This window comes from Paenilisteria newyorkensis, assembly GCF_000766145.1.
In the GTDB taxonomy this organism is placed as follows: Bacteria; Bacillota; Bacilli; order Lactobacillales; family Listeriaceae; genus Listeria_A; species Listeria_A newyorkensis.
Genome location: NZ_JNFB01000024.1, coordinates 238,171 through 252,081 on the forward strand (window position 1 = coordinate 238,171; position 13,911 = coordinate 252,081).

Annotated in this window: 8 protein-coding genes; 6 read left to right on the forward strand and 2 right to left on the reverse strand. The window is 45.5% G+C overall.

Translation table 11 applies throughout. From position 1 onward, the window contains the following. Positions 1–61: 61 nt before the first annotated feature. The gene (locus EP58_RS10375) at positions 62–2,278 is read left to right on the forward strand and encodes an immunoglobulin-like domain-containing protein (RefSeq protein ID WP_036093140.1); all 2,217 of its coding nucleotides are present in this window, start codon (positions 62–64) and stop codon (positions 2,276–2,278) included. Between the two features lie 74 nt (positions 2,279–2,352). On the opposite strand, the gene EP58_RS10380 is transcribed toward EP58_RS10375, so the two are convergent. Both EP58_RS10380 and EP58_RS10385 read right to left on the reverse strand, forming a co-directional pair. Continuing rightward, positions 2,353–3,465 carry an ABC transporter ATP-binding protein gene (locus EP58_RS10380; RefSeq protein ID WP_036093141.1) on the reverse strand — a complete coding sequence of 371 codons (1,113 nt, stop codon included), beginning with the start codon at positions 3,463–3,465 and terminating at the stop codon, positions 2,353–2,355. 118 nt (positions 3,466–3,583) lie between these two features. Then, a complete protein-coding gene (locus tag EP58_RS10385) occupies positions 3,584–3,988 on the reverse strand; it encodes a putative immunity protein (protein WP_036093143.1) in 405 nt (134 codons plus the stop codon). A gap of 373 nt (positions 3,989–4,361) precedes the next feature. Between EP58_RS10385 and EP58_RS10390 the strand changes: the two genes are divergently transcribed. The 5 genes from EP58_RS10390 to EP58_RS10410 are packed head-to-tail and all read left to right on the forward strand — an operon-like array spanning position 4,362 to position 13,901. After that, positions 4,362–7,721, forward strand: a complete 3,360-nt coding sequence (locus tag EP58_RS10390) for a GH36-type glycosyl hydrolase domain-containing protein (RefSeq protein WP_036093145.1) — start codon at positions 4,362–4,364, stop codon at positions 7,719–7,721. Between the two features lie 45 nt (positions 7,722–7,766). Further along, positions 7,767–9,149 carry an ABC transporter substrate-binding protein gene (locus tag EP58_RS10395; protein ID WP_036093147.1) on the forward strand — a complete coding sequence of 461 codons (1,383 nt, stop codon included), beginning with the start codon at positions 7,767–7,769 and terminating at the stop codon, positions 9,147–9,149. Positions 9,150–9,189: 40 nt separating this feature from the next. Beyond that, positions 9,190–12,120 (forward strand): extracellular solute-binding protein, encoded by a 2,931-nt coding sequence (locus EP58_RS10400; RefSeq protein ID WP_159106222.1) that lies wholly within the window; start codon positions 9,190–9,192, stop codon positions 12,118–12,120. Next, positions 12,107–13,009, forward strand: a complete 903-nt coding sequence (locus EP58_RS10405; protein ID WP_036093149.1) for a carbohydrate ABC transporter permease — start codon at positions 12,107–12,109, stop codon at positions 13,007–13,009. The genes EP58_RS10400 and EP58_RS10405 overlap by 14 nt, the downstream gene beginning before the upstream one ends. A 16-nt stretch (positions 13,010–13,025) precedes the next feature. After that, entirely contained in the window at positions 13,026–13,901 is an 876-nt protein-coding gene (locus tag EP58_RS10410) for a carbohydrate ABC transporter permease (RefSeq protein ID WP_036093150.1), read from the forward strand. Positions 13,902–13,911 lie beyond the last annotated feature (10 nt).

Here is a 13,911-nt window from a genome sequence, read left to right on the forward strand (position 1 = left end):
AGGGGGTGATGGAGAAATTAAAACTGAGGTAGTATAAAAAATAGAATTAAAGGAGCGAGTCATGAATTTAAAAGTAAACAAGACAGTGAAAATATTAGCAGGATTAAGTGTGGTGCTATCTAGTTCTCTAAGCTCACTTAATGTTTTAGCTGCAACAACCGAGTCACCAACTATTCAGCCCAATTATGAGAAAGAATTGGAAAAGCTAGAGGGAATGGCGAAAACATCGCAAGAAAAACAAATATTAGAATCAATTAAGAAAATATCGGAGAAGAAACTAGAACAAAATACGAAACAAGCATACGCAAAAGGCTATGACAAATCTATTACTAGTATCTCTACTATTGCAAAACCTGAAAATAAAAAAACAGAATTTACGTTACGCTTTGATAAGAAACCTAATGCAAAAAATGCCTATGAAGGTGAAGCGTCAGGAAAAATAAATATCCCAATTAGCGGTAGACTAAACGGCAGTAATTGGCTTATTCCAAATGGGCCAGAGTTTATAGAAGACTATGAAAACGGAAATATCGGGCTTCGAGTGAATTTCACCCTACCAGAAGGAACTGATGCAAAGTCGATTGTCAGAACTATTGACTGGGAAAAATCAAATGCGGATACAGAGGGTTACTACAATATTAAGTGGTTGGGAATTCCTTTGCCTATAAAATGTAAAGTTGGTACTGTATGGGACAGGAAGACGATACAGTACGGTAAAAAAGCAAATGAATTTTCTATGGCATTAAGATCTATTAGAAAATCCGAAGTTAGTACTCAAGAGTGGGAAAAGTATGATCCCGGTTCTACGTATTTTGCTCTAACAGCTGCGGGTTTGCTTCATTCTGGGACTGGTGAGGGTGAAATGTGGGGGAAACTACATCTGGATTTTTCTAAATATGAAGGGAATACAGATGATTTATCAACAAACAAGGAGATTACTTCCGGTAAACTTGCTCCAGCAAAAGATGGCACATTTAAAATTAAGGCGCATTTCATTGATCGTTCAGCCCTTATAGCTGGCGCAGAAGGTAAGAAAAATCTTAGCCAAGCAATTATTAAGCCAGGTATGGAGTATATCAACCCTTACGACAGCAAGGCTATTGAAAGTTGGGATAGTTATATCTCTTTATGGGACCGAAATGAGAAATATAATATTGCATCCAATAATGAACCAGAAATCCCTGGAATAAACTCAACGCTTCCTGGAGCATCCATTTTTGAAAGAGATATTGTAGTAAATAAAGAAGAAGATTTCAATACTTTTGAAAAAAATAGATTTGTGCGTGTTATTAATTATCTTGACAAGACAGATGTAACGAATGGATCTATTGGGAATATTGATAGAGTTGAAGTAAGTAGCTTACCTACAAGAGTCCCAGATAATGTAGAAACACCAGTAAAATATACTGGGAAAGTAAGCTATAGTAATGGTGAAACAAGAGAATTGTTGCCAGGAACGCTTAATGTAACAAATAAATCTCAGCCAAATATCGAGACTAAATTGACGGCTAATGACTATACAATTGGAGAACAGTATATTACAGGTAGTCATTCTGAAGATATAGCTAAAATCAAAGTATTTGTTAATGGAGTAGACCGTATGACCACCGCGGGGAACAATAACGGAAAAGGTCAATATAAAATATATGCGTACGATTATATCAAAAATGTATCTGATAATGTGGTAGTCAAGGGTCTTGATGCTAGTGGCAATGTAATAAAAGAAACTCCAGTTAATGTCAAAAAAGGGCAAGATGTAGAAACATACCTAACAGCAAACAACTACAAAATCGCACCAAATAGTCAATATGTAACTGGTACACATTCAACAGATGTCGATAAGATCAAGTTATTCGTTAATGGCTCAGATCGTATGACAACCGCTGCTAATAATGGTGGTGCGCAAGGGACATATCGCATTTACGCTTATGATTTTATCAAGAGTACATCAGATAATGTCGTAGTAAAAGCGCTAAATAAAAGTGGACAAGTCATCAAAGAAACAAAAGTCAATATTACGCAAGACACAGGTTCCATTACAGCAAGCAACTTCAAAATTAGTACAGACGAGCTAATTAACGGAACATTTACAGGCAATATCGCCGTTGTGAAACTTTATGTTGACGGTGTTGCGAGAAATCAAGTAAGACCAACTGGTTCAAACTATTCTCTTTACGCAGCAGGTTACGTAACTTCTGCAAGCCAAAATGTAGTTGTTACAGGCTTCGATGCAAACGGAATACAAGTAGCATCACAAAAAGTTAACGTATCTAACTAAAGGTATCTATCAAATCAACAAAAAGGAGTAAGAAATCACATTTCAGATTTCTTACTCCTTTTTCTCATGTAAGCTCAGTCACGACCATCTTCCACAATCGAAAGTTCATTATCTACATCGAAGAAATGCGATTTAGACATTTCAAACGCGTATTTGATTTTCTCAAACGGTTCGTGGTTTGAGCGTGAATCAACGCGCGCCACAAATTCGTGTGTTCCAACTTTAGAATGAAGCATAAATTCGGCACCAGTCAACTCGGCAACGATAATTTCTGCGTCAAAAGTTGAGCCTGGGCTAGCTTCGATTACAAGTGGCTCATCATGAATATCTTCCGGACGAATACCGAATACGACAGGCTTGCCTTCATATCCTTTATCTTGCAATACTTTCAATTTACCTTCAGGGACTTCAATCGTGAAATCATCACCGACAAATTGTGTACCGCTTAGTTTACCTTTAAAGAAGTTCATCGCTGGGCTTCCGATGAAACCGGCAACGAACATGTTTACTGGGTGATCGTATACTTCTTTTGGTGAACCGACTTGTTGGATAACGCCGTCTTTCATAATAACGATACGCGTCGCCATTGTCATCGCTTCGGTTTGGTCATGGGTTACGTAAATCATCGTTGTGTTTAATTGTAAATGCAGTTTCGTGATTTCGGCACGCATTTGTACACGTAGTTTCGCATCGAGATTCGACAACGGCTCATCCATTAGGAAGACTTTTGCGTCACGAACGATAGCACGGCCCAAAGCTACACGTTGGCGTTGTCCACCAGATAGTGCGCTTGGTTTACGTTTTAAGTACTCAGTTAAGCCTAAGATATTGGCAGCGTGCTCTACGCGTTTCTTGATTTCGTCTTTTGGCATTTTGCGGAGTTTTAGACCGAATGCCATGTTATCGTATACAGTCATATGTGGATATAGTGCGTAGTTTTGGAAAACCATCGCGATATCGCGGTCTTTCGGCGCGACATTGTTCATCACTTTGCCATCAATGCTTAGTTCGCCTTTCGAGATTTCTTCCAAACCTGCGATCATGCGAAGTGTCGTCGATTTACCGCAACCAGATGGTCCAACGAAGACGATGAATTCTTTGTCCGCGATCTCCAAGTTGAAATCCTCAACCGCTGTTACTTTGTTATCATATATTTTATAAATGTGCTCGAGTGATAGTTGTGCCATGTTTATTTACTCCCCCATCAAATTGTTTTAGCTTTGAGTTCATTATATATGAAAACGCTTTATGGAGATATGTCAGGTTGCACAAAGAATGAAAAAATTTGTTGGGCAGGTTGCATAATTAATCTGCGAGGAGACGTTTCAGTTCTTCGTATTGCCAAAATGGTTCTGTCGGGATTGCTTTTGCGGCGTAATTGGCAGCGTGGATGGCATGTGTCGGGACGTGGGCGGTAGCAGCTGCATGACCTGTGGCTCGGGCGATGTGGCAGGAAATTCTATCAGCTATGACGTCACGGGCTGCGGCATGGGCTGCAAATGCGGCGTCGCGCGCGTGACCAACCGTTATTTCGCCGCGAATCCAAGCGCGACTAGCTTCTATCGCAAGTCGTGGACGCTTCTCATTTGGATGTCGGTCCTCGAAATATGGCAGGACATGCTCGGCGCAGTTGGCGGCCCAAGTAGCTAATGTACGATGATCAGCTGTTTTTGCTAGGTTCGTGATTTGTTGCTTCCAATTCGTTTCCATTTATACGACTCCTCTTTTGAATAGGACGTGTTTCGTTGCTTCTTATAGTAGTTTATAGGATGGATAAAGGCAAGGATGTATGGAAAATAAATTTATCTGAAAATAAGGCTTGTAAAATATTAGGGTAACGCTTATAATAAAAATAGTTAGAGAAACGTTTCGATAAAATGTTTCATAATTTGGAGAAAAGGAGTGAAGCGTTGAGTTATATTATTTGTGCGAGCAAATGCTGGTTTTAGGTCTCTATTAGGCGTTTTAGTATAGTTGTCGACAAGACGGCTAATTATTTTTCATTTAATGAAAACGCTATCTTTAGGCGTGTTTGGTGAAACGATTCTGTATATAAACTTGGGAAGTCGAGGGAACTGTAACGATGATGGTATTGAAGGAATTGGAAGATTCGAAATTTGTAGTGAAATCTGAAAGGGCGCGTGTTTCTTTTTTGAAAAGTGGGGACATGTTTGCGGCGGATTTTGGCGCGGTGATGGTGAATCAGGTGTTGTCGAATGAAGTGGATGGTGCGCTGAACAATTTGTATTTACGTATTTTTAAGGGCGATGGGTCGATTGTTGCGGCGCCGTTGCTTGGTGTGAAATCTGGCAGTGTGTTCGCGGTTGGTGAGAAGCAGGTGAAGTGGACGGGGTGTTTTGAAGGAGTCTCGTATGAGGTTGTTTTCGCGCTGACGGATGCGGATTGCTGGTTCTGGGATGTGAGACTTTCTGGAAATGGTGAGACGGTGGACGTGATGTACGGGCAGGATTTGGGGCTCGCGAACATGGGGGCGCTTCAGGCGAATGAGGCTTATGTGGCGCAGTATGTGGATCACCGGGTTTTTGAGGCGGACGCGACGGGGTACGTTGTTTGTTCGCGGCAAAATCAGGAGCAGGGTGCGGGTGTGTTTCCGTATTTGCAGCAGGGGTCGCTGACGCGGAATGTTGGTTTTGCGACGGACGGGACGCAGTTTTTTGGACTTAGTTATAAGGCGACGGATGTGCCGGAGGTGTTGACGCAGGACGGGTTGGCGAACGAGATTTATCAGTATGAGTTTGCTTATACGGCGCTTCAGGCGGAGCGGGTGACGTTGACGGCGGGTGAGAAGGCGCAGGTGGTGTTTTATGCGCTGTTCAAGGAGAGTCATGCGGAGGCGGTTCATGAGCTTGAGTACCTGGATGAGGTGCGTGCGGCTTGGGATGCGCTCGTTGTTGAGGATGCTTTTAGGACGGTGGACAAGGTTGCGAAACGTGAGGATATTGGGGTGGTATTGCAAACGCTTGATGTGACGGTGGCGGAGCTTGACGCGGATTATCCGGAGCGGTTTCAGGAGGAATGGGACGGGGATCGGTTGTTGTCATTCTTTACGGGGACGCATGAGCACGTGGTTTTGCGGGCCAAGGATTTGGATTTGGAGCGCTCGCATGGACATATTTTGTTTAGCGGGAATCAGTTGACGGTGGACGTGCCGGTGCTGACGACGACGGCTTACATGTACGGGGTTTTCAATGCGCAGGTCGTGATTGGGAATACATCGATGAATAAAATGTTGACGAATGTGCGAAACTTTTTAAATGTGCTGAAAACGTCGGGGCAACGGATTTACGTGAAGGTTGCGGATACATACCAGCTTTTGGGGATGCCTTCGCTGTTTGAGATGGGCTTTAATTCGGCAAAATGGGTGTATAAAACGCCGGCCGAGACGTTTGTTGTGACGCTGTTTACGACGGTGGATGGGGCGGATATGACGCTTCGGGTGTGTTCGGCGAGTGGCGCGGAGTATGCGTATTTGGTTACAAATCAGGTCATTGTGAATGAAAATGAGTATAAGGCGTCATTTAGTGCAGATCTGGACGGAAATTTGTTGCGATTTACGGTGGACGCGGCGGCGGTTCCGGCGAATGTGTATCCGGATTTGACGTACTTTATGCAGGTGACGGGTGCGGAGATGCGAGTGACGGATGCGACGCGGCTTGTGACGAATGTGCCGAGTGGTGCTGGGTCGCTTGTTGTGCTTGACTTGGATGCGACGAAGGAGTTCCAAATTCGGATTCAGGGGAATTTGGATGGTTCGGAGTTTGTGAATCGGGTGCAGGAATTGGACGTGGAGCGTGAGAAGTATCGGGCGCATTTTGCGGAAGTGATGCATGGGTTTGAGCTCTCGCAGAACGGGTTGCAGACGTCCGAGCTCAGGAAAGTGAACGCGCTGACTTGGTGGTATACGCATAACATGTTTGTGCATTATTTGGTGCCGCATGGCTTGGAGCAGTATGGTGGCGCGGCTTGGGGAACGCGAGATGTTTGCCAAGGCCCGATGGAGTATTTTATGGCGATGCAGCGCTACGATATTGTGAAGCAAATTTTGACGCGGGTGTTTTCGCATCAGTTTGATGATGATGGTAATTGGCCGCAGTGGTTTATGTTTGATGGCTACGCGAATATTCAAGCTGCGGAAAGTCACGGGGATGTGATTGTGTGGCCGCTGAAGGCTGTGAGTGATTATTTGCTGGCGACGAAGGATTATTCGATTTTGGATGTGGAAGTGCCTTATATGAGTCGCGCGAATTTCACGTATACGGATTATTCGGAGACGATTTACCAGCATTTGAAAAAGGAAATTGGCTACATTACGGATCATTTCTTGTTTGAGACGCATTTGTCGTGTTATGGCGATGGGGACTGGGATGATACGTTGCAACCGCATGATGCGCAGCTGAAAAGTAATATGGCGAGTAGCTGGACGGTGGCGCTGACGTACCAAGCGATGAAGCAGTTTTCGAAGGCTATCGAAACGGTTGACCCGGAGAAGGCTAGTGAGCTGGATGCGCTTGTGACGGGGATTGAGGCGGATTTTAATAAGTACATTTTGTCTACGGATATTATTCCAGGGTTTGTGTATATGGAAAATCCGGAGCATGTGGAGTTGATGATTCACCCGACGGATCGGAAAACGGGGATTCAGTATCGCTTGTTGCCGATGACGCGGAGTATGATTGGGGAATTGTTGACGCCGGATCAGGCGGAGGCGCATTTCCAGTTGATTAAGCGGGAGTTGCAATGTCCGGACGGGGTGCGATTGATGAATCGACCTGCGACGTATCAAGGCGGCGTGAGTACGAACTTTAAGCGTGCGGAACAGGCGGCGAATTTTGGGCGTGAGGTTGGTTTGCAGTATGTTCATGCGCATATTCGGTTCACGGAGGCGATGGCGAAACTCGGGAAGAAAGAGGAGGCTTGGCATGCGCTGGACGTGATTAATCCGATTAATTTGAAGGATGTGGTGCCAAATGCGGCGCGTCGCCAGAGCAATGCGTATTTCAGTAGTTCGGATGGCAAATTCAAGACGCGATATGAGGCGCAGGAACAGTTTGATAAGCTGAAAACGGGCGATGTAACGGTAAAAGGTGGCTGGCGGATTTATTCGAGTGGTCCGGGGATTTATTTGAATCAGCTGATTGCGAATGTGCTTGGTGTCCGCGTGGTTGGTGAGGATTTACTGCTCGATCCGGTGTTAATGGATAATCTGGATGGGCTGGAATTTAGCTTTAGTTTTGCTGGGAAACCGGTGAAATTCTGCTATCATTTGGCGGATAACGCGCGCCGTTATGTGTTGGTTAATGGGAAAGAAGTGCCGAGCGTGCGGTCGCATAATCGTTACCGTGAAGGAGGGATGCGGATTTCGAAGTGTGATCTAGAGGTGATGCTTCGTGCGGATGATAATGTTATTTCGATTTATGTTTAATTTTTAACAAAAAATAAAAACGTTTCTATAAAAAGGAGAGCTTAGATGATGAAAAAGTGGATGAAGTGGACGGTTACTGCAATGGCAACGGTTGGACTTGGTGTTTTGCTGACGGGTTGCGGCGGTGCGAAGGATGATGCGGCAGATGCGGATACGGAGAAAATCGAGCTGAAGTATGCGAACTGGAATTTGGGGACGGAAAGTGATAAGAATATTGAGCGTCGGATGATTGATGCATACAACAAGGCGCATAAAGATGTAAAAATCGTGATTGATAAGAGCATTACGGGGGATGATTATCAAGGTTCGCTCACGACGGCGGCTAGCGCGGGGGAATTGCCGGATGTGTTTATGATTAATGATATTCCGAATAGCTATAAAAACGATTGGTTGCTTGATTTGACGAAAATGACGGCGGATGATAAGGATTTTGCGTCGATTTCAGATGAGATTAAGAGCACGACGAAGGTGAATGATGCGGTTGTTGCGATGCCTTTTGCGAAACATATTCTTGGTTATTACGTGAATAAGGATATTTTGGATGAGCTGAATCTGGATGTTCCGGAGCAGGGAATTAGCATTGCGGACTTTGTGAAAAATGTGAAGGCGGCGACGAATCTGGATAAGAATATTGTCGGCACGGACTCGGCACAGGCAATGATTGACTGGTATCCTGGTGCGGTCAATAAGGACATGGGCTGGTTCACTTTCACGGATGGCAAATTTGCGCTGGACGGTAAAGAAATGGTTGCTGGCATGAACGCGGTGAAGGATTTGACGACGAATGGTTATTCGTACAATGATTTGACGGCGGAGCAAAAGGAAAAAATGAGCGCGGATGACTCTGGTGCTGCGTTTAAGGCGGGACAAATTGCGTTTTATTATAACGGGACGTATATGAATGCTGATTTGCAAAAGAATGCAGATTTCAATTTTGAGTTTATCGGTTTGCCGGGTGGTCGTAATGCGATTGTGAATGATTATTTGGGCATTTCGAAGAGCACGAAGCACGCGAAAGAGGCGTATGAATTCGCGAAATACATGTCTTATGGGAAAAAAGGTTTTATGGAACGAATGGCGATTTCTGAGAAGAATGGTTTGGAGTTGAGCTCACTGCCGATCACGGATGATAAAGAAGTGACGGATAAGTATTGGGAATTGGTGACGGTTCCTGGTGTGCAAACGGCGAATGAGAACTTGGCGAACGCGATGTTTGATCCGACGAAGGTCGTGCCGGGCTATATTCAAGCGCGTTTTGAGGCTCCGACTGGTCTGAAGATTGGTGATGAGGAGAATGCGAATATTTGGTACGCGATTAATGAGGCGGCAAAGGGCACGATTAATTACCAGGATTACGCGAAACAGTTGCAGGAGCTAGCGCAGAAATCGTATGACGAAGCGGCGGCCGCGATGAATAATAGCAAATAACGGGAGACAGAGAGGATAGATGATGTTGAAAGCGAGACTTATGAAGAGTTTAATGGTGGTCATGATGATTGCCTCTATTGTCCCAACGCCGAGTGTATTGTCTGTTGCTGCCACGAATGATTCATCATCTGAAAACGCGATTATGGAGCCTGCTTACGGGCAGGTTCTGGCGTCGTGGAAGAAAAGCGTGAAGGACGCCGAGCTTTATACGAATGAGATGATGCCGAGTTCTTTTGAGAAGGCAACGTTGACGGGGGATACGCATGGTTACGCGGAGCGGGAAGTGGCGACGCTTGCTGGTGGAGATAGTGTGACGATTGATGTGACGGTGCCGGAGGACGGGCTTTATACGATTGGTTTTGATTATTATAAGCTGAATGATGGGTTGATAAATCCGGAACTTTCGATTGCGGTTGCTGGGAAGTTCCCATTTTATGAGAGCCGTCGGATTATTGCGCCGACGATTTGGAAGAATAAGACGGCAAAATTTGAGACGAATAAGTATGGAAATGAGCTGATTCCGGAGCAGGTGGCTGTGGCGAAATGGCAGACGGGAATGGCGGAGGACCCGAATTATTTGGAAGGGGAGCCGTTGCGGTATTTTTTGAAGAAGGGTCGGAATGAGTTGACGCTTACGAATACGGCGGGTGCGATGTTGCTCGGGAATGTTCGGGTGGAGTCGCCGATTCAGACGCCGGATTATGCGGATTATCGGGAGCAGCACAAGGATGCGGAGTCGCCGCGGGAGTTGTTGACGTATGAGGCGGAGAAGCCAAAAACGAAGAATAATTCGTATACGCGACCGGTTGCGAAAAAGGATATTAGTGTGGAGCCTTATGATACGAAACGGTTATTGCTGAATACGCTGGGCGGGGATTCGTGGCAGTCGAGTGGGCAGAGCGTGACATATTCTGTGAAGGTGCCGGAGAGTGGGAGGTATCAGCTGAGCTTCAAGGTTTTGCAGGAGGATAAACCGAATTCGCCGGTGTTTCGGACGGTGAAAGTGGATGGTGCGGTGCCGTTCGCGGAGTTGGCGCATTATCGGTTTGATCCGGTGGCGAAATGGGAGAATCAGACGCTTAGTGGCAAGGACGGGAAGCCGTTTGAGGTTTATTTGGAAGCGGGGAAACATGATTTGACGTTGGTTGCGGATGCATCGCCTGTTGCGCCGATTATTTTGGATTTGAAGGCGATGATGCTTGAGGTCGGTGATTTGGGATTGTCGGTGAAGAAGTTGACGGGGAATCAGCCGGATGCTGCGCGTGATTGGAAATTGGAGGAGTATTTGCCGAATGTGACGAAGCAGTTTGACGGGTGGATCGCGACGCTTAAGGCGGATCAGAAGGCGCTTGCTGAGGTGTACGGTGAATCGGCGAAGCGTTCGACGGAGGGCGTGTCTTTGGCGCTGATCATGGATAAATTGAAAAAATTGAAGGCGGAACCTGATAAAATTCCGACGCGGTTAAGTGAGTTGTCGGAAGGGTCGAGTTCGGTGACGCAGGCTTTAGGGGATTTACAATCTACACTTGAAAAGCAGCCGCTGTTGATGGATCGGTTTTATGTGCATGATGGGAAGGCGGATTTGCCGAATGCGAGGGCTAGCTTTTTGAAGAAATTTGGCAGTAAGTCGAAGGAGTTCTTTGCGTCCTTTACACAGGATACATATAGTACGACGGATGTGGATGCGGACACGATTGAGGTTTGGGTGTCGCGCTCGCAGCAGTATGTTGAATTGATGCAAAATATGGCGGATAGCACATTTACGAAAAAGACTGGAAAGAAAGTCAAGTTTTCGGTGATGCCAAACGAGCAAAAACTGATTTTGGCGAATTCGGGGAATCAGCAGCCGGACGTGGCGCTTGGGGTTAGTGTTGGAACGCCTTACGAGCTCGCGATTCGTGGTGCGGCAACGGATTTGACGCAGTTTACGGATTTTAAAGAGGTGATTCGGAATTTTTCGCCGGGCGCGTTTATGCCGATGATGGTGGATAACAAGGTGTATGCTTTGCCGGAGACGCAGGATTTTTATGTGCAGTTTTATCGGAAGGATATTTTGAATAAGTTGAAAATTCCTGTGCCGGATACGTGGAATGATGTGACGGGGATTTTGCCGGAGTTGCAGCGAAATGGGTTGAGTTATTTTGTGCCGTTGTCGGGCTCGGCGGGCTCGAAACCGTTCATGTTTACCGCACCGTTTATTTATCAGTTTGGTGGGGATTTGTATGCGAAGGATGGGATGAGTGCAGCGATTGACTCGGAGGAATCGGTTGCGGGGCTTAAGTTTATGACGGATTTGTATTCGCTTTATAGTGTGCCGCTGCAGGTGCCAAACTTTTATCATTCGTTCCGTTATGGGACGCTGCCGGTCGGGATTTCGAATTTTGAGACGTATGTGAAATTGATGTCGGCGGCGCCTGAGATTGCGAATTCGTGGGATATTGCGGTGCATCCGGGTGTTCCGCAGCAAGATGGATCGGTGTCGCGATGGGCTACTGGTTCGGGGCAGTCGGCGATGATTTTTGATAAGAGTAAGAAGCAGGATGAGTCGTGGGAATTGTTGAAGTGGTGGATGTCAACGAAGACGCAGAGCGATTTTGCGACGAATTTGCAGACGATTTATGGTCCGGAATATATGTGGAATACGGCAAATTTGGAGGCGTTTAAGGAATTGCCTTGGCCCGAGAAGCATAAGGAGGTTATTTTGGAGCAGTGGAAGTATTTGAAGGAGGTTCCGAAAACGCCGGGATCGTACATGTTGGAGCGGGAGATTAGTAATGTGTGGACGGATACGGTGTTTTACGGTGCGAATATTCGGGCTGCGGTGGATTCGAGTAGCATTATTGTAGACCGGGAAATCAGGCGAAAAATGGAAGAGTTTGGTTATATGAAGGATGGAAAAGTGGTAAAACCTTATATTGTTCCACAAATGGAGACGGTGGAAGATTGGATGAAAACAGATGAGAAAAAATAGTGGATATTGGATTGGGATGTTTGGTACGGTTGCGTTCTTGTCACCTTACTTTATCATGTTCTTTACGTTTATTGTGGTGCCGGTTTTGGTCGCGATTCTGCTTTCGTTTACGTATTTTAATTCGATTGAGTTTCCGACGTTTATTGGGCTGAAAAATTATGTGAGTTTGTTGACGCAGGATGCTGTTTTTATGCAGTATGTGTTGCCGAATACGTTGAAATTTTCGCTGATTGTGGGTCCTGGCGGGTATTTGTTGTCATTTTTGACGGCATGGTTATTGGCGCAGATTCCGCACAAGCCGCGGACGTTTTTGGCGCTGATTATGTATACGCCTTCGATGACTGCGGGTGTAGCGATGACGGTTTTATGGGCGATTATTTTTAGTGGGAATGCGTCGGGGTATATCAACAGTATTTTGTTGCGGTTGAATCTGATTGTGGAACCGATTCAGTTTTTGCAGTCGCCGGATTATTTGATGAATATTATGATTGTGGTTTCGCTCTGGAGTAGTATGGGTGTGGGGTTCTTGGCGATGTTGTCGGGGATTTTGAACATCAATCCGGAGGTGTATGAGGCGGCGTATATTGATGGAATTAAGAACCGTTTTCAGGAGATTATTTATATTACGATTCCGTCAATGAAGCCGCAGATGTTGTTTGGCGCGGTGATGGCAGTTGTGGGGACGTTTCAGGCGGGGGCCATTGGTGTGGCGCTTTCTGGGACGAATCCGACGCCACAATATGCGGGGCAGTTGATGGTGAATCATATTGATGATTATGGTTTTATTCGGTATGAAATGGGTTACGCGGCGGCGATTTCGGTGTTATTGCTCGTGATTGTGTACTTGTTTTCGCGCGTGGCAATGAAGTTATTTGGTGAAAAAAGTTAAAGAGGGGGAATGATGAATGGCTTCTTTTCAAGGGACGCAGATCAATCCGAAAAAGTTTCATAAGAGTCAGTTGAAGTTTTATGCGCTGCTCATTCCGATTGCGATTATTATGGGTTTGCCGCTGATTTATATTTTTAATCATGCGTTTAAGCCACTGGATGAGTTGTTTGCTTATCCGCCGCGCTTTTTCGTACAGAAACCAACGATGCAAAATTTTACGGATTTGTTTAATAGTGCGAATTTGGGGGCAACTCCGATGGCGCGGTATTTGTTTAATAGTATTGTCGTGAGTTTATCGGTGATGGGGCTGACGATTGTGGTGAGCACGATGGCGGGTTATGTGTTGTCGAAAAAGCAGTTTCGGGCGAAAAAAGTGCTTTTTGAGATGAATACGTTGGCGTTGATGTTTGTGTCGATTGCGGTCGCGATTCCGAAGTATATTGTGATTGAAAAATTGGGATTGATTGATAGTTTTTGGGTGCATATCTTGCCGATGTTGGCGCTCCCGGTCGGGCTGTTTTTGGTGAAGCAGTTTGTGGATCAGATTCCGGATGAGCTGATTGAGGCGGCGAAAATGGACGGGGCGAATGATTTTCAGGTGTATTGGAAGGTTATTTTGCCGATGATTAAGCCGGCGATCGCGACGGTTTCGATTTTAGCTTTTCAGGCGGCTTGGAATAATGTGGAGGCCTCGGATTTATATATTAATAATGAAAACTTGAAGACTTTTGCCTTTTATATGAGTACGTTGACATCGACGCAAGGGAATACGGTGGCGGGACAAGGGATTACGGCTGCGGCGACGTTGTTGATGTTTATTCCGAACTTGATCATCTTTATCTTTATGCAAAAACAAGTGATGGATACGATGGCTCATTCGGGTATTAAATAGCGGCAGAGAG

Bases quoted from the DNA above. Each gene is read 5' to 3' on its own strand.
- EP58_RS10390 (WP_036093145.1), top strand. From the start codon at position 4,362: ATGATGGTATTGAAGGAATTGGAAGATTCGAAATTTGTAGTGAAATCT.
- EP58_RS10410 (WP_036093150.1), top strand. From the start codon at position 13,026: ATGGCTTCTTTTCAAGGGACGCAGATCAATCCGAAAAAGTTTCATAAG.
- EP58_RS10380 (WP_036093141.1), bottom strand. From the start codon at position 3,465: ATGGCACAACTATCACTCGAGCACATTTATAAAATATATGATAACAAA.
- EP58_RS10395 (WP_036093147.1), top strand. From the start codon at position 7,767: ATGATGAAAAAGTGGATGAAGTGGACGGTTACTGCAATGGCAACGGTT.
- EP58_RS10400 (WP_159106222.1), top strand. From the start codon at position 9,190: ATGAAGAGTTTAATGGTGGTCATGATGATTGCCTCTATTGTCCCAACG.
- EP58_RS10375 (WP_036093140.1), top strand. From the start codon at position 62: ATGAATTTAAAAGTAAACAAGACAGTGAAAATATTAGCAGGATTAAGT.
- EP58_RS10405 (WP_036093149.1), top strand. From the start codon at position 12,107: ATGAGAAAAAATAGTGGATATTGGATTGGGATGTTTGGTACGGTTGCG.
- EP58_RS10385 (WP_036093143.1), bottom strand. From the start codon at position 3,988: ATGGAAACGAATTGGAAGCAACAAATCACGAACCTAGCAAAAACAGCT.